The sequence below is a fragment of the Enterobacter sp. Y17 genome (assembly GCF_019730495.1).
Lineage (GTDB): Bacteria > Pseudomonadota > Gammaproteobacteria > Enterobacterales > Enterobacteriaceae > Enterobacter > Enterobacter asburiae_B.
Map to the genome: position 1 here is coordinate 36,489 of NZ_JAASKP010000008.1, position 20,738 is coordinate 57,226.

General features: G+C 57.4%; 19 protein-coding genes. 11 read left to right on the forward strand and 8 right to left on the reverse strand.

The genetic code is table 11. The features are described from left to right. The first annotated feature begins 15 nt into the window (after positions 1-15). The 3 genes from HCH49_RS20760 (at position 16) to HCH49_RS20770 (ending at position 4,557) form a co-directional block, all read left to right on the forward strand. Positions 16-1,011, forward strand: coding sequence for a LacI family DNA-binding transcriptional regulator (locus HCH49_RS20760; RefSeq protein WP_064673054.1), 996 nt, complete (start codon positions 16-18; stop codon positions 1,009-1,011). 103 nt (positions 1,012-1,114) lie between these two features. After that, on the forward strand, positions 1,115-3,238 hold the full coding sequence (locus tag HCH49_RS20765) for an alpha-galactosidase (RefSeq protein ID WP_221703297.1): 2,124 nt from the start codon (positions 1,115-1,117) through the stop codon (positions 3,236-3,238). Positions 3,239-3,282: 44 nt separating this feature from the next. Beyond that, positions 3,283-4,557, forward strand: a complete 1,275-nt coding sequence (locus HCH49_RS20770) for an MFS transporter (protein ID WP_221703298.1) — start codon at positions 3,283-3,285, stop codon at positions 4,555-4,557. On the opposite strand, the gene rhaM is transcribed toward HCH49_RS20770, so the two are convergent. The 5 genes from rhaM to rhaB form a co-directional block, all read right to left on the reverse strand. Then, a complete protein-coding gene (gene rhaM / locus HCH49_RS20775) occupies positions 4,545-4,859 on the reverse strand; it encodes an L-rhamnose mutarotase (RefSeq protein ID WP_048976990.1) in 315 nt (104 codons plus the stop codon). The two genes, HCH49_RS20770 and rhaM, sit on opposite strands and share 13 nt — an antisense overlap. After that, positions 4,856-6,004 carry a lactaldehyde reductase gene (gene fucO, locus HCH49_RS20780; RefSeq protein ID WP_221703299.1) on the reverse strand — a complete coding sequence of 383 codons (1,149 nt, stop codon included), beginning with the start codon at positions 6,002-6,004 and terminating at the stop codon, positions 4,856-4,858. The genes rhaM and fucO overlap by 4 nt, the downstream gene beginning before the upstream one ends. A 41-nt stretch (positions 6,005-6,045) precedes the next feature. Further along, on the reverse strand, positions 6,046-6,876 hold the full coding sequence (gene rhaD / locus HCH49_RS20785; RefSeq protein WP_033146950.1) for a rhamnulose-1-phosphate aldolase: 831 nt from the start codon (positions 6,874-6,876) through the stop codon (positions 6,046-6,048). Positions 6,877-6,992: 116 nt separating this feature from the next. Beyond that, on the reverse strand, positions 6,993-8,252 hold the full coding sequence (gene rhaA / locus HCH49_RS20790; RefSeq protein ID WP_182931337.1) for an L-rhamnose isomerase: 1,260 nt from the start codon (positions 8,250-8,252) through the stop codon (positions 6,993-6,995). Further along, on the reverse strand, positions 8,249-9,718 hold the full coding sequence (rhaB, locus tag HCH49_RS20795) for a rhamnulokinase (protein WP_221703300.1): 1,470 nt from the start codon (positions 9,716-9,718) through the stop codon (positions 8,249-8,251). Before rhaB ends, rhaA begins: the two co-directional genes overlap by 4 nt. Before the next feature lie 301 nt (positions 9,719-10,019). Between rhaB and rhaS the strand changes: the two genes are divergently transcribed. Continuing rightward, on the forward strand, positions 10,020-10,856 hold the full coding sequence (gene rhaS, locus HCH49_RS20800; protein WP_048976985.1) for an HTH-type transcriptional activator RhaS: 837 nt from the start codon (positions 10,020-10,022) through the stop codon (positions 10,854-10,856). Positions 10,857-10,929: 73 nt separating this feature from the next. Continuing rightward, the gene (rhaR, locus tag HCH49_RS20805) at positions 10,930-11,778 is read left to right on the forward strand and encodes an HTH-type transcriptional activator RhaR (RefSeq protein ID WP_221703301.1); all 849 of its coding nucleotides are present in this window, start codon (positions 10,930-10,932) and stop codon (positions 11,776-11,778) included. Here the strand turns inward: rhaR and rhaT are convergent, their stop codons facing one another. Next, positions 11,779-12,813 (reverse strand): L-rhamnose/proton symporter RhaT, encoded by a 1,035-nt coding sequence (gene rhaT, locus HCH49_RS20810; RefSeq protein WP_221703302.1) that lies wholly within the window; start codon positions 12,811-12,813, stop codon positions 11,779-11,781. A gap of 288 nt (positions 12,814-13,101) precedes the next feature. Between rhaT and sodA the strand changes: the two genes are divergently transcribed. Both sodA and yiiM read left to right on the forward strand, forming a co-directional pair. Continuing rightward, entirely contained in the window at positions 13,102-13,722 is a 621-nt protein-coding gene (gene sodA / locus HCH49_RS20815) for a superoxide dismutase [Mn] (protein WP_004203668.1), read from the forward strand. A 71-nt stretch (positions 13,723-13,793) separates the two neighbouring features. Then, a complete protein-coding gene (yiiM, locus tag HCH49_RS20820; protein ID WP_058841955.1) occupies positions 13,794-14,468 on the forward strand; it encodes a 6-hydroxyaminopurine reductase in 675 nt (224 codons plus the stop codon). A gap of 53 nt (positions 14,469-14,521) precedes the next feature. Here the strand turns inward: yiiM and cpxA are convergent, their stop codons facing one another. Continuing rightward, positions 14,522-15,895 carry an envelope stress sensor histidine kinase CpxA gene (gene cpxA / locus HCH49_RS20825; RefSeq protein WP_023309731.1) on the reverse strand — a complete coding sequence of 458 codons (1,374 nt, stop codon included), beginning with the start codon at positions 15,893-15,895 and terminating at the stop codon, positions 14,522-14,524. Continuing rightward, a complete protein-coding gene (gene cpxR / locus HCH49_RS20830; RefSeq protein WP_006179159.1) occupies positions 15,892-16,590 on the reverse strand; it encodes an envelope stress response regulator transcription factor CpxR in 699 nt (232 codons plus the stop codon). Before cpxR ends, cpxA begins: the two co-directional genes overlap by 4 nt. A gap of 150 nt (positions 16,591-16,740) precedes the next feature. On the opposite strand from cpxR, the gene cpxP reads away from it, so the two are divergent. The 4 genes from cpxP to HCH49_RS20850 all read left to right on the forward strand — a co-directional run bounded on the left by cpxP (position 16,741) and on the right by HCH49_RS20850 (position 20,656). Then, positions 16,741-17,247, forward strand: a complete 507-nt coding sequence (cpxP, locus tag HCH49_RS20835) for a cell-envelope stress modulator CpxP (RefSeq protein ID WP_221703303.1) — start codon at positions 16,741-16,743, stop codon at positions 17,245-17,247. 152 nt (positions 17,248-17,399) lie between these two features. Continuing rightward, positions 17,400-18,293 carry a CDF family cation-efflux transporter FieF gene (gene fieF, locus HCH49_RS20840; protein WP_023309697.1) on the forward strand — a complete coding sequence of 298 codons (894 nt, stop codon included), beginning with the start codon at positions 17,400-17,402 and terminating at the stop codon, positions 18,291-18,293. A gap of 174 nt (positions 18,294-18,467) precedes the next feature. Next, complete coding sequence (gene pfkA, locus HCH49_RS20845) at positions 18,468-19,430, forward strand: 6-phosphofructokinase (protein WP_023309696.1); 963 nt, start codon at positions 18,468-18,470, stop codon at positions 19,428-19,430. A gap of 236 nt (positions 19,431-19,666) precedes the next feature. After that, positions 19,667-20,656 carry a sulfate ABC transporter substrate-binding protein gene (locus HCH49_RS20850; RefSeq protein WP_023309695.1) on the forward strand — a complete coding sequence of 330 codons (990 nt, stop codon included), beginning with the start codon at positions 19,667-19,669 and terminating at the stop codon, positions 20,654-20,656. The last annotated feature ends 82 nt before the right edge of the window (positions 20,657-20,738 follow it).

Consider the following 20,738-nt stretch of genomic DNA (forward strand, 5'->3'; position numbering starts at 1 on the left):
GAGATACGGAAACTCATGTCGCTTAAAGCCATTGCTAAAGAACTGGGGCTGTCAGTCACCACCGTCAGCCGCGCCCTCAACGGATATGACGACGTCTCCGCCGAGACGCGCGCACGCGTGGAAGCGGAGGCTCAGCGCCGTGGTTACCGACCAAACACCTTTGCCCGCCGCCTGAAGATGGGCAAAATTGACGCCGTCGGGCTGGTGTTTCCCGTACATCCTGTTCCGCTCAATAACAGCGTATTTATGGACATGGTCGGCGAAATTAGCCATGAACTGGCGCGACATGAGATCGACTTATTGCTCATCGCCGACGACGATCTGGCGGATAAGCACAGCTATATGCGCATGGTGCAAAGCCGACGCGTCGACGCGCTGATCGTGGCGCACACGCTGGATCACGATCCGCGTCTTGTGCAGCTTCAGGCCGCCGGTTTTCCTTTCCTGGCGCTTGGGCGCAGCCACCTCCCGCAGCCGTATGCGTGGTTTGACTTCGACAACTATGCCGGTACCTGGCAGGCGACCCGCTGGCTGATCGAGAAAGGCCATAAGCGTATCGCGCTACTTGGCGAAAGCAACAATCAGGCGTTTATCACCCAGCGCCGTCAGGGTTATCTCGACGCCCTGCGGGAAGCCGGGCTTTCCAGCGAATGGCTGCGCGCCATGCCGCCTTCGCGCCGCGTCGGGTATGCCACCACGAAAGAACTGCTTGCCCTGCCGCAGCCGCCCACGGCCATTATCACCGACTGCAACACCCACGGCGACGGCGCGGCGATGGCGCTGGCGCAGATGGGGCGCTTATCCGGCGACAACGCCGTCTCGCTGGTGGTCTATGACGGCCTGCCGCAGGACAGCATCGTTGATATTGAGGTGGCGTCGGTGATCCAGTCCACCCGCCAGGGCGTCGGGAAACAGATTGCCAATATGGTGCGTCAGCTGATTAGCGGCGACGATATTGAACAGCTTCAGGTGCTCTGGCAGCCTGAATTCTCTCCGGGCCAGACGGCCTAAACCACTAAAATTCCAAACCCGATCACAGAACCGAAACGTTTTGGTTTGTATCCGAAACGTTTCGGATCAACACTCAGATCATCCCGATGACAGGAGATGTCTGATGCAAGATCCCGTTTTACGACTCGAAACCACGACGGTAGACGTGGTGATCAAAACCCATCCGTTCGCCGAAATTCTCTACTGGGGGCCTCACCTTCAGCACTTTTCGCCTCAGGATGGTGCTACGCTCGCACGTCCCGTTGCCAACGGCAGGCTTGACGTCGACTCCCCGGTCACGCTGATGGCCGAGCTGGGGCATGGTCTGTTTGGTTCGCCTGGCATTGAGGGTCATCGCCAGGGGCTGGACGGTTCCCCGGTGTTCAAAACCACGCAGGTGCAGCAGGACGTAAACACCCTGACGATTACCGCCGAAGATGAGCATGCGGGCCTGCGCCTGACCAGCGAGCTGGCGCTGGATGCCAGCGGCGTGCTGGTGGTTCGTCACGGTTTGACGAACCTGAAAGCGATCCCCTGGCAGGTTGACCGTTTCGCCGTCACGCTGCCGGTGGCCGAGCGCGCGCAGGAGGTAATGGCCTTCCACGGACGCTGGATCAGGGAGTTTCAGCCGCACCGCGTTAAGCTTGAACACGACAGCTTCGTGATTGAAAACCGTCGGGGTAAAACCTCCCACGAGCACTTCCCGGCGCTGATTGCCGGTACGCCGTCGTTCAGCGAAATGCAGGGCGACGTCTGGGGCGTGCATCTGGGCTGGAGCGGTAATCACCGCCTGCGCGCGGAAGCGAAAACCGACGGTCGTCGCTATCTTCAGGCCGAAGCGCTCTACCTGCCGGGTGAAATGGCGGTTGAGGAGGGCGATACGCTCTGGACGCCGCGCCTGTATGCCAGCTACTCCACGCAGGGCCTGAACGGCATGAGCCAGCCGTTTCAACGCTACCTGCGCAACAACGTCATCCGCTTCCCGGAAAACAAACCGCGCCCGGTGCACCTCAATACCTGGGAAGGGATCTACTTCAACCACGATCCGGACTACATTAAGCGCATGGCCGACGAGGCTGCCGCGCTGGGCGTGGAGCGCTTCATCATTGATGACGGCTGGTTCAAAGGCCGTAACGACGACCATGCCGCGCTGGGCGACTGGTATCTGGACGAGAAAAAATACCCGAACGGCCTGACGCCGGTGATCGACCACGTCAAACGGCTCGGCATGGAGTTTGGCATCTGGGTTGAGCCGGAGATGATCAACCCGGATTCAGATTTGTACCGCGCGCATCCTGACTGGGTACTGGCGCTGCCGGGCTATCCCCGTGCGACCGGACGACACCAGCTGGTGCTCAATCTCAGCATCCCGGAGGCCTTTGATTACCTGGTGGAGCGCATGAGCTGGCTGCTGGGCGAGCATGCGGTCGACTACGTGAAGTGGGACATGAACCGCGAGCTGGTGCAGCCTGGACACAACGGTAAAGCCGCCGCCGACGCTCAGACCCGTCAGTTTTACCGCCTGCTGGACGTGCTGGGCGAGCGCTTCCCGCATATTGAGTTTGAATCCTGCTCCTCCGGCGGCGGTCGCATTGATTATGAGGTACTGACCCGCAGCCACCGCTTCTGGGCGTCCGACAACAACGACGCGCTGGAGCGCAGCACCATCCAGCGCGGCATGAGCTACTTCTTCCCGCCGGAGGTGATGGGCGCGCATATCGGTCATCATCAATGCCACGCCACCTTCCGCCAGCATAGTATCCAGTTTCGCGGGCTGACGGCTCTGTTTGGCCATATGGGGCTGGAGCTGGATCCGCTCACCGTGGACGCACAGGAGCGCGAAGGCTATCGCCATTACGCCGCGCTGCACAAGCAGTGGCGGAATGTCATTCATCACGGCACCCAGTGGCGAATTGATATGCCGGACGCCACCACGCTGGCGCAGGGGATTGTGAGCGAAGATAAGGCGCAGGGGCTGTTTATGGTCAGCCAGCTCGCGATGCCGGACTACAGCCTGATGATGCCGCTGCGCATGGCGGGGCTGGAGGCCAGCGCGCGGTACCGCGTCACGCTGCTCGATCACCCGAATATTCAGATTACGGGTGAGGGAGGGCACACCATGCGCAAGCTGCCGGCGTGGATGGAAACGCCGCAAACGGTGAGCGGCGAGTGGCTGATGCAGGCGGGCATTGCGCTGCCGATTCTGGATCCGGAAACCGCCATTCTGATTGGCGTTGAACGCGTGTAAGGGTGACGGGCCGGGCAGTCGGCCCTCCGTTGAGGATAAAAATAATGAACACAACAACCTGTACCCACAAAGACAACCCTAACTTCTGGATTTTTGGGCTGTTCTTCTTTCTCTACTTCTTCATCATGGCCACCTGCTTTCCGTTCCTGCCGATTTGGCTGTCGGACATCATCGGCCTGAATAAAACCCACACCGGGATTGTCTTCTCCTGCATCTCGCTGTCGGCTATCGCCTTCCAGCCAGTGCTGGGCGTGATTTCGGACAAGCTGGGGCTGAAAAAACACCTTCTGTGGATCATCGCGGTGCTGCTGTTTCTGTTCGCGCCGTTCTTCCTGTACGTCTTCGCGCCGCTGCTGAAAGTCAATATCTGGCTGGGCGCGCTGAGCGGCGGGCTGTATATCGGTTTTGTATTTTCGGCCGGATCGGGGGCGATTGAGGCCTATATTGAGCGCGTGAGCCGCAACAGCTTCTTTGAGTACGGCAAGGCGCGGATGTTTGGCTGCCTCGGCTGGGGCTTGTGCGCCTCAACGGGCGGCATCCTGTTCGGCATCGATCCATCGTACGTTTTCTGGATGGGATCGGGAGCGGCATTGCTGCTGATGCTGCTGCTGGTGGTGGCGAAGCCAAAGCCCAACCAGACGGCGCAGGTCATGGATGCCCTGGGCGCGAACCAGCCGCAAATCACCGCCAAAACCGTGTTCAACCTGTTCCGCCAGCGCAGAATGTGGATGTTTATCCTCTATGTGATTGGCGTGGCCTGCGTGTATGACGTTTTCGACCAGCAGTTTGCCACCTTCTTTAAAACCTTCTTCGCCACGCCGCAGGAAGGAACCCGCGCCTTTGGTTTCGCAACGACTGCGGGGGAAATCTGTAACGCCATCATTATGTTCTGTTCGCCGTGGATCATTAACCGCATCGGCGCGAAGAACACGCTGCTGATCGCCGGGGTGATTATGGCGACGCGCATTATCGGCTCATCGTTCGCCACCACCGCCGTGGAGGTGATTGCCCTCAAGATGCTGCACGCGCTGGAAGTCCCGTTCCTGCTGGTGGGCGCATTTAAGTACATCACCGGGGTGTTTGATACCCGACTGTCAGCGACTATCTATCTGATCGGCTTCCAGTTCGCCAAGCAGTCGGCGGCCATTTTCCTCTCCGCTTTTGCCGGGAATATGTATGACCGGATCGGCTTCCAGGAGACGTATCTGATGCTGGGCTGTTTCGTGCTGGCGATTACGGTGGTGTCGGCGTTTACGCTGAGCAGCAGGCAGGAGATCGCCGCCGCGGGGGCAGCAGCGTTAACACATCAGTCCAGGTAAAAGACCTCTTTCAGCTCGGTACTCACCGGGCTGTTATCCGGGTTCGACGGCATGACGTCGCCCATATGTTTCCACCAGCGCTGGCAGACGTCGGTATTCGCTACCGCGCTCCAGCGCTCCTCCGATTCAATCTCTACGGTCGCAAACAGCAGGCTGCGGGCCCTATCGAGATAAATGGCGTAGTGGTGTGCGCCGTGGTCTTTCAACACCTTTTCCAGCTCCGGCCAGATCGGATTGTGTCGACGCGCGTACTCCTCGTGCGCGTCCGGGTTGACCTGCATCATAAAGGCTTTGCGGATCATAGTGCCTCCAGGTACAGCTCGCGGACCTCATCGCGGCTGGCGGCGCGCGGATTGCACGGCGCACACGGATCGGCGAGCGCTTTATCCAGCCAGCCTTCAATATCGGCTTTGGTCACGCCGAGCTGGCTAAAGCCCGCAGGGATGCCGACGCGAGCGCTCAGGTTGCGAATCGCCTGAATGGCGGACATGCTGGCGGCTTCATCGCTCATGCCGCGGGTATCGACGCCCATCGCCTGCGCCACGCGGGCAAAACGCGCGACCGCGTTCGGGCGGTTAAAGCTTTCGACGATCGGCAGCAGGATGGCGTTGCATACGCCGTGCGGCAGGTTGTGCGTCGCGCCCGGCTGGTGCGCCAGGGCATGCACAAGGCCGAGACCCGCACTGTTAAACGCCATGCCCGCCAGATACTGACCAAATGCCATCTGCTCGCGCGCCTTAAGGTTATGACCGTCTTCGACCGCTTCCGGCAGCCACAGGTTGATCAGGCGAATGGCTTCCAGCGCGTTGGCGTCGGTGAGCGGGTGCGCGCCAACGGACACGTAGGCTTCAATGGCGTGGGTCAGGGCATCCATACCGGTTGCGGCGGTCACGGAGGCGGGAATATCGAGCATCACGCTGGCATCGTCTACGGCGATGTCCGGGATGATGTTCGGGTCGATAATCACCTCTTTCACCTGCCGCGCGGAGTTGATGATCACCGCATTGCTGGTCATCTCCGCCGCGGTGCCTGCGGTGGTATTAATTGCCACCAGCGGCACGCCCGCATTTTTCACCTTGCCGACGCCGGAATAATCGGTTGAGGGGCCGGGGTTGGCGGTGAGGATTTTGATCGCCTTGGCGGTATCAATCGGGCTGCCGCCGCCGAAGGCAATCACGTAATCACACTCCGCGTCCCGGTAAGCCGAAATTCCTTTTTGCACAAGCGCTTCCGTCGGGTTCGGGAACACCTCATCGAACAGGTGATACGACATCTGATGGGCGTCCAGCGCGGTAAACAGGCTGTCGAGCAGGCCCAGCTTCACCAGCTGGCCGTCGGTGACAATCAGCGCTTTTCCCCACTGCTTGTTCGCAACCAGGTTAACCATATCGCCGATTGCGCCCGCGCCGTGAAGGCTGATTTTTGGAAGTGCCAACATAAAGCTCATGATAATTCTCCTTAACGATCAACGTTTGTCCTGCGAAGGCGTTATGCGTACAAATCCAGCGCGGATTGCAGCGGGCTCACGCCAAAGCGCTTGCCGAGGGCGATGAGTTCTTCCTGGGAAATGGTCTGCTTCATGCCGCCCATGGAGTACACCTTCACCAGCACTTCCGCTGATTTCTCAGCGGTGTCGATCAGGCCAAAGGTTTCATCCAGCGTTGGGCCGCTGCCGAACACGCCGTGGAACGGCCACAGCACCAGAGTATGTTTTTGCATATCAACGGCGGTTGCCTGGCCGATTTCGTCGGTACCCGGCACCATCCACGGCAGAATGCCCACGCCGTCCGGGAACACCACCAGACACTCGGTACTGCCTTCCCACAGCTTGCGGGTGATGAAGTCGGCGCTGTTTTCCAGCACGTAGGTCAGGGCGATCAGGTTGGTGGCGTGGCAGTGCATGATCACGCGGTCTTTGCCGTTCGTTGCCCTGATGCGCTCGCAGTGGGAGAGGAAGTGAGCCGGCAGTTCGGAGGTGGGCACCGCCTCGTCGGTCAGGCCCCACAGTATGTGGTAGCCCGCGCCGTCGCTGTCCACTTTCACCACGCCGAGGTTGGCCTCCGGGTCGAGCTGGACGTTACGGAAGAACTTGCCGGAACCGGTGACGATAAACGGCGTGTTGGCGAGCAGCGGCATCGGCTGGCTCAGCGCGATATAGCGCGGCTTCTGGTGGAAATCGGCCGCGAACGGTTCAATATCCGCGTCGTCCAGGCGCAGCGTCAGGTTGCCGCCGTTGCGCTCGTCCCAGCCTTTCAGCCAGGCGTCGGAGGTGGCTTTGATCATGCCCTGGACGAACCAGGAAGTGGTGATGGTCTGCATAGTCTTCATTTTCCAGTTATCGCGGTGAGGTTGAACCCTCACCCCGGCCCTCTCCCACAGGGAGAGGGGGTAAAAGTTCCCTCTCCCTGTGGGAGAGGGTTAGGGTGAGGGCAAAATTACCCGCGCTGACTCAACACGTCTTTCTCGTATGCCCGCACGTTGTCCAGCCACTGGCTGCCCGCCGGGGCGTCGTTACGCTGGCAGTACATCTCCCACACCGCCTGCCACGGCAGGGATTTCTGCTCTTCCAGCAGCGCCAGACGCGCGGTGTAGTCGCCGTTAGCCTCCAGCTGTTTCAGCGCGGCGACAGGCTCCAGCAGCGCGCGCAGCAGGGCTTTCTTCATATTGCGGGTGCCGATAACCCATGCCGCGATGCGGTTGATGGAGGCATCGAAGAAGTCGAGGCCGATGTGTACGCGGTCAAAGAGGTCGTGACGGATGATTTCGCTGGCAATCGCCTGGGTTTCGTCATCCAGCAGCACCACGTGATCGCTGTCCCAGCGTACCGGACGGCTGACGTGCAGCAGCAGGCGCGGCACGTAGAGCATGGCGGCGGAGATTTTGTCGGAGATCACCTCGGTCGGGTGGAAGTGGCCGGCATCCAGACACAGCGCGGTCTGGCGGCTGGTGGCGTAACCCATGTAGAACTCGTTCGAGCCCACGGTGTAGCTCTCGGCGCCAATGCCGAAAAGCTTGCTCTCTACGGCGTCGATGTGGTGCGCCGGGTCCAGCTTCTCGCTGATGGCCTCATCCAGCGCGGCCAGCAGGCGCTGGCGCGGGGCCAGACGGTCGACGGTGATATCCTTCATGCCGTCCGGGATCCAGATGTTCATCACCGACGGCGTGCCGAGCTGTTCGCCGAAATACGCCGAAACGCGGCGGCTGGCCTTCACGTGTTCGATCCAGAACTGGCGGATGTCGTCGTCCGCGTGGGCGAGGGTAAAACCGTCCGCGCTCAGCGGATGTGAGAAGCAGGACGGATTAAAGTCCAGGCCCAGCCGGTTGGCTTTGGCCCACTCCACCCAGTTCTTAAAGTGTTCCGGTTTGATTTCATTGCGCGCCACCGGCTCGTCGGATTCGAGATAAATCGCATGCAGGTTCAGGCGTTTTGGCCCCGGGATCAGGCTCAGCGCCAGCTCCAGGTCGGCGCGCAGTTCGGTCGCGTTACGCGCTTTGCCCGGGTAGTTACCGGTGGCCTGAATACCACCCGTCAGGGAACCGCCTGGGTTCTCGAAACCGGCGACGTCATCGCCCTGCCAGCAGTGCATGGAGACGGGCAGACGGTCGAGCTGGCGCAGCGCCTCTTCGACATCCACGCCGACGGCGGCGAAACGCTGTTTAGCCAGGCCCCAGGCTTGTTCTAATTGAGTTGTCATGCGCAAAGCTCCTTAGTCAGTCGGTTTTGCTGAAACTGCGCCCGAAAGCGAGCAATTTCACGGCAGGGATTGGGGGTGAAGGTGGTCAGGCTGGCGTTAGTCGCCACCACCGAACGGAAGTCGTCAACGCTGGAAAGTTCGTCCAGGGTCATCAGCTGAATGCCGATATTCCCGAGCGTGGAGGCCTCCACGGGACCCGCCACCACGGTGATGCCGCAGGCATCGGCGCAGAGCTGGTTCAGCAGCTGGTTCTGGCAGCCGCCGCCCACGATATGCAGCTGGCTAAACGGTTTTCCGCGAAGGCTCGCCAGCTCGCTGAGGATGTCGGCATACAGCAGGGCGAGGCTGTCAAAAATGCAGCGCGCCAGTTCTGAAGGGCTCGACGGCACCGGCTGCCCGCCCTCGACGCAGGCGGCCTGAATTTCGGCGCTCATGTGCGCCGGGTTGATAAAGCGGTCATCGTTCGGGTTGATCAGGAACGTACAGGCCTTCAGCTTCTCGGTTTCGGCGATAAGCGCGGGCAGGTCGGTAATGTTTTGCTCTTTCAGCACCCGCTGGAGCAGCCACAGCCCCATGATGTTTTTCAGTACGCGGTAGCGGCCTTCGGCACCGCCTTCGTTGGTAATATTTGCGGCCATCGCGGCATCGCTGGCGTACGGGGTTTTGCTCTCAAAGCCCATCAGCGACCAGGTGCCGGACGAGAGGTAAGCCGCGTCTTTGCTTGCAAGTGGGGACGCTATTACCGCGCTGGCGGTATCGTGGCTGGCGACGGCAACGACAGGGATTGCGTTCCCCTGGGGGCAAATCCAGTGACCGATCACGTTACCCGGGTGGGTGGGTGTGCCGAACCAGCAAGGCGACGCCCCCGTCCAGGCCAGCAGATGTTCATCCCAGCTATCCGAGTTGATGTTGACCAGCTGCGTGGTGGTGGCGTTGGTATATTCCCAGTTCATGTTGCCGGTCAGGCGATAGCTCAGGTAGTCCGGGATCAGCAGCGCATGGGCCACGTCCGCGACCAGCTCCGGCTGTTGCTCGACCAAAGCACGCAGCTGATAAAGCGTGTTAAACGGCAGAAACTGAATGCCGCTGCGCCCGTAGATGTTGTCCTTGCCAAGCTGGGCGATAGCGTTCGCCATCAGGCCGTCGGTGCGGCTGTCGCGATAAGAAACCGGCAAGCCGACGCGCTCGCCATGGCTATCAAGCAGCACGTAGTCCACGCCCCAGGTATCAATGCCGATGCTGTCGATGCGAATGCCGTCGTTGCAGACGTTGTTCAGTCCGGTACGGATCTCCGCCTCCAGGGCATCGATATCCCAGGTATCAAAACCGTCCTGCTTTTGCAGGCAGTTGGCGAAACGGTGCATTTCGCGAAGCGAAAGCGCGTGCTGCTCACGGTCCCAGCTCGCGAGCATTACGCGGCCGCTGGATGCGCCTAAATCGACAGCCACACAATGGCGAAAAGTCATGGTCGGGTCCTTTCTTAAGTCATTAGCGGTGAGTGTAAAAAAGGGAAGAAAAAGTCACCTTCTCACCACTGACAGGCCAAATCTCGCGCTGGCAAGAAAGCAAAGGTGAATGTGAGGGCGTTCACAGTTTCCAGCAGTGACGGGATGCTCAGGCAGTGTGACGCTGGGCGCATTTCCCGATCTTTCCCCCTGTTTCTTGAAAAATGGACAGCTTTTGCGAGGTTTACTGCCAAAAATTGAAGGTGAGTGTGGGAGGCCTTAATTACTATTTTGAGAACATTTTTCATTGGTGGGGGCCGTTATGACCGTACTGCACTGCGTGGATTTTTTTCCTTCAGGAGGTTCGCCTGTCGCGATTGAGCCACGGCTTCCTCAGGCTGCGTTCCCGGAGCATCATCATGATTTTCACGAAATTGTGATTGTTGAGCGCGGGACGGGTATTCATGTTTTCAATGGCCAGCCTTATACCATCAGCGGCGGTACGGTGTGCTTCGTGCGCGACCACGACCGGCACCTGTATGAACATACCGACAACCTGTGTCTGACGAATGTGCTTTACCGTTCCCCGGACGCGTTCCAGTTTCTTTCGGGGCTGAGCCAGCTGTTGCCCCAGGAGCAAGACGGACACTATCCGTCGCACTGGCGGGTGAATCAGTCCATCCTGCAGCAGGTGCGTCAGCTGGTGAGCCAGATGGAGAAGAGCGAGGACGGGCAGGAGACGCACGCCATTGCCACGCGCGAACTGCTGTTTATGCAGCTTCTGGTGCTGCTGCGCCGCAGCAGCCTGGTGGAAGGGCTGGAAGATAACAACGCGCGCCTGAACCATCTGCTGGCCTGGCTGGAAGATCATTTTGCCGAGGATGTCTGCTGGGAAACCCTTGCGGATGATTTTTCCCTGTCGTTGCGTACCCTGCATCGCCAGCTTAAACAGCACACCGGACTGACGCCGCAACGCTACCTTAACCGTCTGCGCCTGATCAAAGCGCGTCATCTTTTACGTCATACCGACGATAGCGTCACGGATATTGCCTATTGCTGCGGTTTTGGCGACAGCAATCACTTTTCAACGCTGTTTCGCCGGGAATTTAACTGGTCTCCGCGCGATATTCGCCAGGGAAAAGACGCGATGCTTCAGTAACGCGAGGGCAGTCACCGTTTTATTTCCGCAAAAAAGCTAATAGTGTCAGGTTATTCGGCGTAGAGGTCGTGGTGTGGCTGCTCAGTTAATTCTTCGCAAAGATGATTTTTTTGCCTCCGCGAGTCAGGCCGTCACGGTGGCCGATCGCTACCCGCAGGACGTTTTTGCCGAACATACCCACGAGTTTTGCGAGCTGGTGCTGGTTTGGCGCGGTAACGGCCTGCACATCCTCAACGACCGTCCCTACCGCATCACGCGCGGAGACCTGTTCTACATTCGCGCGGATGATAAACACTCCTACGCCTCGGTTAACGACCTGGTGCTGCAAAACGTTATTTACTGTCCGGACAGGCTCAAGCTTAACGTGGACTGGGCCGCGAGCATCCCGGGCTTTCTTGATGCTAAGGGTTCTCCGCACTGGCGCTTAAGCAGTAGCGGCATGGCTCAGGTACGGCAGGTTATTTCTCAACTGGAGCAGGAGAGCCAGAAGAACGACCCCGTTGCTAACCAGCTGGCGGAGTTGCTTTTCGCCCAGCTGGTGATGACGTTGAAGCGCCATCGTTACGCCACTGATAACCCCTCCGCCACAACGCAGGAAGCGCTGCTGGATAAGCTCATCACCCGGCTTGCGGGCAGCCTGAATAAAAACTTTGTACTGGAGAAATTCTGCGAGCAGGAACAGTGCAGCGAGCGCGCGTTGCGCCAGCATTTCCGCACCCTGACCGGGATGACGGTGAACCACTATCTGCGCCAGCTGCGCATCTGCCATGCACAATATCTCCTCCAGCATACGGAGTGGATGGTTAGTGATGTGGCGATGAGTTGCGGCTTTGAGGACAGTAACTACTTTTCAGTGGTGTTTAACCGCGAGGTGGGGATGACGCCGGTACAGTGGCGTCATCGCAGTCGAAAGGGGGCGTAATCAGTTTGCCATGCCGAGGCCGACGATATTGGCAGCGATAATAATCACCACGCAGCCGAGGCTCAGTACGCCAACCGGACGACGTCCGGCGTTCGTCCACTCTTTCAGCACCAGCCCAACCAGCCCGCCGCAAAGTACATAGAAACTCATGTGCAGCATCCAGCTTATATAGTCGTATTGCGCCGGAATGCTGGCGTGGCCCCAGGCGTAGAAGAAGAACTGCAAATACCACATCAGGCCGCCCAGAGCGGAGAGCAGCACGTTGGTGATGATGAGCGATGTTGCCAGCGAGAAATCGGTTTTTACCGACAGGTTTTTTACTTTTGCCAGACGAATGAAGCAGAAGCCCAGGTTAACCATCGCGCCGCCACCCATAATCACGACATAGCTTGGTAGCGCAACGTACAGCGGGTCGACGCCCAGCGCGGCCGCCGCTTCGTGCATCGGTTTGGCGGCGTTCATGGCGAACGACATGCCGGCCGAGAAAATGCCGCACATCACCGCCAGCAGCAGACCTTTCTTCAGGTTAAAATCTTCAGCTTTAATGCCCATCTTGCGCTCTTTCAACTGCCCCGCACGCGTCACAATTCCTACGCCAATGACCGCCACCAGCACGCCCAGGAGCATCATCCGCCCACCCTGAGTATTAATAAGCACGTCGAAGTTGCCGTTGAGAATTGGCGTCATCAGGGTACCGACGATCAGCGTGATGCCAATCGCGATACCAATCCCCATCGACATGCCGAGATAACGCATGGTGAGGCCATAGTTGATGTTGCCGACGCCCCACATCGCGCCGAACAGGAACACTGGCAGCAGGGTGGCGGCGCTGAAGGAGGAGAAGTAGCCCCAGAAATCGGGCAGCAGCATGGCGCTAATGGTCCAGGGCAAAATCAGCCAGGACACGATACCGCCAACGGACCACATGGTTTCCCATGACCAGCCTCTCACTTTTTTAAACGGAGCATAGAAACAGGCTGCACTGGCAGCGCCTATCAAATGCCAGAAGATACCCATCGTAATCGCATGATTCATTTTTACACCCTCATCGTTTTTATCGTCAGTGGCTTCCCACCGACTTGAGGAGTGTAAAAATTAGGCGGTTTGGAGACCTTCAGAAGGTTGCCGCAGATGTGTTCTGGATGGCAATCAGCACGTTAACCGCGTGAGCAGACTCACAATTTCGCGATTAATCGAAAAACGAATAACCTTATAAAAACTACGGCATTGATAATCATTTTCAATATCATTTAATTAACTATAATGAACCAACTGCTTACGCGGCATTAACAGCTGTGCCGCCCGACAATAATGGAGAGGATTATGAGTTATACACTGCCATCCCTGCCGTATGCCTACGACGCACTGGAACCGCATTTCGACAAGCAGACGATGGAAATCCATCACACTAAACACCACCAGACCTATGTGAACAACGCGAACGCCGCGCTGGAAAGCCTGCCAGAGTTCGCTAACCTGTCTGCTGAAGAGCTGATCACCAAGCTGGACCAGCTGCCAGCGGACAAGAAAACCGTTCTGCGTAACAACGCTGGCGGCCACGCTAACCACAGCCTGTTCTGGAAAGGCCTGAAAACCGGTACCACCCTGCAGGGCGACCTGAAAGCGGCTATCGAGCGCGACTTCGGTTCCGTTGACAACTTCAAAGCGGAATTCGAAAAAGCCGCTGCAACCCGTTTCGGCTCTGGCTGGGCGTGGCTGGTTCTGAAAGGCGACAAGCTGGCGGTGGTTTCTACTGCTAACCAGGACTCCCCGCTGATGGGTGAAGCGATTTCTGGCGCATCCGGCTTCCCAATCCTGGGTCTGGACGTGTGGGAACACGCTTACTACCTGAAATTCCAGAACCGTCGTCCGGACTACATCAAAGCCTTCTGGGACGTGGTGAACTGGGACGAAGCAGCAGCGCGTTTCGCCGCTAAAAAATAAGGTTGCATTGACGCCTGTGAGAAGCGAGTCTTATGACTCGCTTTTTTTGTATCTGCGTAATGGAGGCAGCAATGCATTACCCGGTGAACGTGTTTACAGGCAAGGTAAGGGAGTACGACGGCAGCCGCCCGAGTGCCATCGCCAAAATTCAGGTCGACGGTGAGCTGACGTTAACCGACCTCGGGCTTGCGGGTGACGAGCAGGCCGAAAAGAAAATCCACGGCGGGCCCGATCGCGCGCTGTGCCACTACCCGCGTGAACACTATCAGCACTGGAAAACCGAGTTTCCCGAGCAGGCGGACCTCTTTGTTGCTCCCGCGTTTGGCGAGAATCTCTCCACCGAAGGGCTCACCGAAAAGAACGTGTTTATCGGTGATATCTACCGCTGGGGCGATGCCCTGATTCAGGTGACGCAGCCACGCTCGCCGTGCTTCAAGCTCAACTACCACTTCGGTATTCAGGATATGTCGGCCCAGCTGCAAAAAGCGGGTAAAACCGGCTGGCTGTATCGCGTGGTGCTGGCTGGGCAGGTTTCAGCGGACGCGCCGCTTGAGCTGGCGTCGCGCCTGAGCGATGTGTCTGTTTATGACGCCTGCGCCATTGCCTGGCATATGCCGTTTGACGACGAACAGTATCACCGCCTGCTGTCGGCCGCGGGGTTATCCATCAGCTGGACAAGAACGATGCAGAAGCGGCGTTTAAGCAGCAAGATCGAGGATAATTCGCGGAGATTGTGGGGGGAATAGTCCTCCGCAGAAAGTAGGCCGGGTAAGGCGAAGCCGCCACCCGGCACTAACAGCTACGAACGCTTATACAACGGTAGCCACAGCGTTAAACGTAGTCCACCCAGCGGGCTATCGTCGGCTTTCACCCAGCCGCGGTGCTGCTGCATGGCGGTTTCAACAATCGCCAGACCCAGTCCCGTGCCGCCCGATTCCCGGTCGCGCGCCTCATCGGTACGATAGAACGGACGGAAAATCTGCTCGCGGTCTTCCGGGCTCACGCCTGGGCCGTCATCATCGACAATGACGGTGATCCCGTCTTTATCCACCGAGAACGCCACCTCAATCTTCGTATGCGAGTAGCGAAGAGCGTTACGCACGATGTTCTCCAGTGCGCTTTCCAGCGTGTTGGGGTTACCGTACAGCGGCCACGGGCCCGGCGGGAAGTTGACGGTAAAGGATTTACCCATCTGTTCCGCTTCGAACGCCGCGTTGTCCAGCACCTCGTGCCAGAGGTGATTCGCTTTCACCGTTTCGCTAACCAGCGCGTTTTTCTGCTGATTGCGCGACATCACCAGCAGGTCGTTGATCATGCTGTCCAGGCGGTGCGCTTCCGTTTCAATACGCTCCAGCTCTTTGCTCTCACCGCTGCGGCGGCGCAGCAGCGCGGTGCCAAGCTGCAAGCGCGTAAGCGGGGTACGCAGCTCGTGCGAGATATCCGACAGCAGACGTTGCTGAGCGGTCATCATGCGGTCGAGGGCGCTCACCATCTGGTTAAAACTGGTTCCGGCGGCAAGGAACTCCTGCGGACCTGCTTCCAGTTCAGGGTGCTGCCGCAGGTTACCCTGCGCCACCTCATCGGCGGCATTCTTCAGCTTACGCGCCGGTTTTGCCAGGCTCCACGCCAGCCATAAAAGCAGCGGCGAGCTGACCAGCATGGTGACAATCAGCAGCAGGAGAGGGCGGTCAAACAGCAGGTTGATAAAATCAGACTGGGAGTTGCTCGCCGGACGGATCAGGTAGAGCTGATAATTATCCTCTCCGTCCCTGACGGAGAAAGGCCCTACCATCTCTACGCGGCCATATTTCTTCTTCTGGGGATGATCGGCATTATCCGCCTGGCCAATGAAGTTGCGGATAATCTGCATTTCATTGCGATCTGCCCCAATGACGCGGCCTTCGCTGGTCACCAGCAGCAGGCGTTGTCCGGGCGGCGCCCACTTGTCGATAGCGCGAAACAGCCTGCGCCACCACATTAAATCGTTCGGCGGATCGTTTGCCAGCTCGGCTTCCACGTGCTGCTCGATCATCACGCCCTGACGTTGCTCGCTGTCGAGAAGCTCCGTCATCTGGCGTGAGTCGAGTTTTGGCAACATCAAAACGAGCATTAAAACCAGTGCCAGCGTCAGCCAGAAGATGGCGAAGATGCGGGCGGTTAAGCTTCCTATCATGAAGCGGAAACCATCAGATAACCGCGACCACGCAGGGTTTTAAACCATGGGTGACCGTCTTTACGCTCCGGCAGCTTACGGCGCAGGTTAGAGATGTGCATGTCGATGGCGCGGTCAAACGGGGTGAGGCGTTTGCCCAGCACTTCCTGGCTTAGATGTTCACGCGAAACCACCTGGCCGAGGTGCTGCGCCAGCAGATACAGCAGGGTGAACTCCGTGCCGGTCAGTTCCAGCGTCTGGCCATCAAAGCTTGCTTCCTGACGGCCCGGGTTCAGGCTCAGAGAGTCGACTTCAAGGGTGGGTGAGCTGTTGTCGGTATTTTGCTGCTGCTCGCTCCAGTGGGAACGACGCAGGATAGCGCGAATACGGGCAACCAGTTCACGGTCGTTAAACGGCTTGGGTAAATAGTCATCCGCGCCCAGCTCAAGGCCGAGTACGCGGTCAAGTTCGCTGCCGCGCGCGGTCAGCATAATAACGGGAGTCTGGTGTGTCTGGCGAAGCTCTTTCAACGTATCAATACCGTTTTTCTTCGGCATCATCACGTCGAGCAAAAGTAAATCGATGCTGTCGTCAAGGAGACTCAGCGCCTGCTCGCCATCATGGGCAACCAGGACGTTGAAACCTTCCATGTCGAGCAACTCCTTTAAAAGGGATGTGAGCTCTCGGTCATCATCAACTAACAGGATTTTATTCATTGTTTAAATACCTCCGAGGCAGAAATTACGACATCAAGGCTGTCTAATCCATGACTTTACGTTGTTTTACACCCCCTGACGCATGTTTGCAGCCTGAATCGTAGACTGTCTCTCGTTGAATCGCGACACGAAAGATTTTGGGAGCAAGTGATGCGCAAAGTTACCGCTGCCGTCATGGCCTCAACGCTGGCGTTCAGTGCGTTTAGCCAGGCTGCTGAAGCTATCATCAGCGATAACAGTACCTTACAAGAGGGCGCAACGCAGAACAGCAGCCAAAGCCATATGTTTGACGGCATAAGTTTAACCGAACATCAGCGTCAACAGATGCGAGATCTGATGCAGAGGGCACGACACGACCAGCCCCCTGTTAATGTTAGCGAAATGGAGACAATGCATCGCCTTGTCACCGCAGAAAATTTTGACGAAAGCGCTGTACGCGCTCAGGCCGAAAAAATGGCACAGGAACAGGTTGCCCGCCAGGTAGAGATGGCGAAGGTCCGCAACCAGATGTTCCATCTGCTAACGCCCGAGCAGCAAGCGGTTTTGAATGCCAGACATCAGCAGCGAATGGACCAGCTGCGCGAGGTTGCACGGATGCAGCGAAGCTCAGAAACGACGTTTTTCAGTAGCAATAGCAGTACCCGTAGTAACCAGTAAACCCTGTTTTCCTTGCCATAGACACCATCCCTGTCTTCCCCCACATGATGTGGGGGTTTTTTTTGCCCCACATCCGTGTTGTTAACCGTTTATTCATCCTTAGACTCCCCATGCTTCCGTTATACTAGCGGCATGACATGACAGGAGCGTTTATGAATCAATCCTATGGAAGACTGGTAAGCCGGGCCGCCATTGCGGCGACCGTCATGGCCTCCAGCCTGTTACTGATTAAAATCTTTGCCTGGTGGTATACCGGCTCGGTCAGTATTCTGGCGGCGCTCGTGGACTCGCTGATGGACATTGCCGCCTCGTTGACCAACCTGCTGGTGGTGCGTTACTCGCTGCAGCCAGCGGATGAAGAGCACACATTTGGGCACGGTAAAGCGGAGTCGCTGGCCGCGCTGGCGCAAAGTATGTTCATTTCCGGCTCTGCGCTGTTCCTGTTTTTAACCGGCATTCAGCATCTCGTTTCGCCGACACCGATGAACGATCCCGGCGTGGGCGTAGTTGTGACGATCGTTGCGCTTATATGCACACTTGTTCTGGTAACGTTCCAGCGCTGGGTTGTTCGCAAAACGCAAAGTCAGGCTGTACGGGCGGATATGCTTCATTATCAATCTGATGTTATGATGAATGGGGCTATTCTTATTGCGCTCGGTCTGGCCTGGTATGGCTGGCATCGCGCCGATGCGTTATTTGCGTTAGGGATTGGTATCTATATTTTATATAGCGCCCTGCGGATGGGGTATGAGGCGGTGCAATCACTGCTTGACCGCGCCCTCCCGGACTCAGAACGGAATGAAATTTTTTCTATCGTGACCTCCTGGCCCGGCGTCAGCGGTGCACACGATCTTCGAACGCGGCAGTCAGGGCCGACCCGCTTTATTCAGATTCATATTGAAATGGAAGACAACCTGCCACTGGTTCAGGCTCACGTTATTGCTGAGCAGGTCGAGCAGGCGATTTTGCAGCGTTTTCCTGGTTCAGACGTCATCATTCACCAGGATCCCTGCTCGGTTGTACCCGGTCATGTTGGGCTTTCGTAATTCGTTGTAAAAAAGTGAGCCAGGCCAGCATTTTGTGTATAAATTACCGCCGTTTGGTCTGACCTGAATCAATTCAGCTGGAAGGGATTGATATACTATTTGCAGTATTCGTTGGTCGATAAGTTTCTTCCGGCAACAGATTTCAATTTTGCATTCCTAAGTTCAGAGGTAGTCATGATTAAGAAAATCGGTGTGTTGACAAGCGGCGGTGATGCGCCGGGCATGAACGCGGCAATTCGTGGTGTTGTCCGTGCAGCGCTGACGGAAGGCCTGGAAGTTTTTGGCGTTTATGACGGTTATCTGGGCCTGTATGAAGATCGTATGGTTCAGCTCGACCGTTACAGCGTGTCTGACATGATCAACCGTGGCGGTACTTTCCTCGGTTCCGCGCGCTTCCCGGAATTCCGTGATGAACACGTTCGCGAAGTGGCTATCGAAAACATGAAGAAACGCGGCCTGGACGCCCTGGTGGTTATCGGTGGTGACGGCTCCTACATGGGTGCAAAACGTCTGACCGAAATGGGCTTCCCGTGCATCGGTCTGCCGGGCACCATCGACAACGACATCAAAGGTACTGACTACACGATCGGCTTCTTTACTGCACTGGGTACCGTTGTTGAAGCGATTGACCGTCTGCGTGACACCTCTTCTTCTCACCAGCGTATCTCTATCGTTGAAGTGATGGGCCGTTACTGTGGCGACCTGACGCTGGCGGCAGCCATTGCGGGCGGTTGCGAATTTATCGTCGTGCCGGAAGTCGAATTTAGCCGTGAAGATCTGGTGGCTGAAATCAAAGCGGGCATCGCGAAAGGTAAAAAACACGCGATCGTGGCTATCACCGAGCACATCTGTGACGTTGACGAGCTGGCGAAGTACATCGAAGCCGAAACCAAACGCGAAACCCGCGCGACCGTTCTGGGTCACATCCAGCGCGGCGGTTCCCCAGGCCCTTACGACCGTATTCTGGCGTCCCGTATGGGCGCGTACGCTATCGATCTGCTGCTGCAGGGTCACGGCGGCCGCTGCGTCGGTATTCAGAACGAAAAACTGGTTCACCACGACATCATCGACGCGATTGAAAACATGAAGCGTCCGTTCAAAGGTGACTGGCTGGACTGCGCGAAAAAACTGTACTGATCGGCGTTTGTTTTGTGCCGGGTGGCGGTAAGGTAAATGCAAAACGGTAACCCCTGGGTTACCGTTTTTTATGGTTGCTCCCTCTCCCGTGGGAGAGGGTCAGGGCGAGGGCATCAGGCCGTTCATCCACTTCTTTTATTCCACTACGTTATAGCCAATCTTTTTTTATTCTTTAATCCTCGAATCGCTTTCTGGCACGCTGCATTCATCAAAACACTACACAAGAGAGCTGGGCGATGAATAAATGGGGCGTGGGTTTAACATTATTGCTGGCATCGACCAGCGTTCTGGCTAAGGATATCCAGTTACTGAACGTGTCATACGACCCGACGCGTGAGCTGTACGAGCAATACAACAAAGCGTTTGCGGCACACTGGAAACAGGAAACCGGCGACAACGTGGTGGTTCGTCAGTCGCATGGCGGCTCCGGCAAGCAGGCGACGTCCGTGATAAACGGTATTGAAGCCGACGTGGTGACCCTGGCGCTGGCCTACGATGTCGACGCGATCGCCGAGCGCGGCCGCATCGACAAAAACTGGATCAAACGCCTGCCGGATAACTCCGCACCCTACACCTCGACCATCGTCTTCCTGGTGCGTAAAGGAAACCCGAAACAAATTAAAGACTGGAACGACCTGATCAAACCGGGCGTTTCTGTGATTACCCCGAACCCGAAAAGCTCCGGCGGCGCTCGCTGGAACTACCTGGGCGCATGGGGCTATGCACTGCATCACAACAATGGCGACCAGGCCAAAGCGCAGGAATTCGTGAAGGCGCTGTATAAAAACGTTGAGGTGCTGGACTCCGGCGCGCGTGGCGCCACCAACACCTTCGTCGAGCGCGGGATTGGCGACGTGCTGATCGCATGGGAAAACGAAGCCCTGCTGGCCACCCACGAGCTGGGCAAAGACAAATTTGAGATCGTGACCCCGAGCGAATCGATTCTGGCTGAGCCGACCGTCTCCGTGGTCGATAAAGTGGTTGAGAAGAAAGATACCAAAGCGGTGGCGGAAGCCTACCTGAAGTATCTGTACTCGCCAGAAGGCCAGGAAATTGCGGCGAAAAACTTCTATCGTCCACGCGATGCGGCGGTCGCCAAGAAATACGAAGGGGAGTTCCCAAAACTGAAGCTATTCACTATTGACGATGTGTTCGGCGGCTGGACCAAAGCGCAGAAAGAGCACTTCTCCAATGGCGGTACTTTCGACCAAATTAGCCAGCGCTAACCATTAGCCTGTGAAACGGTGACCCGGCGTGAGAAATCCGCCGGGTTTTTTATTTGGTCATCATTTTGCGTTACTCTTTTGC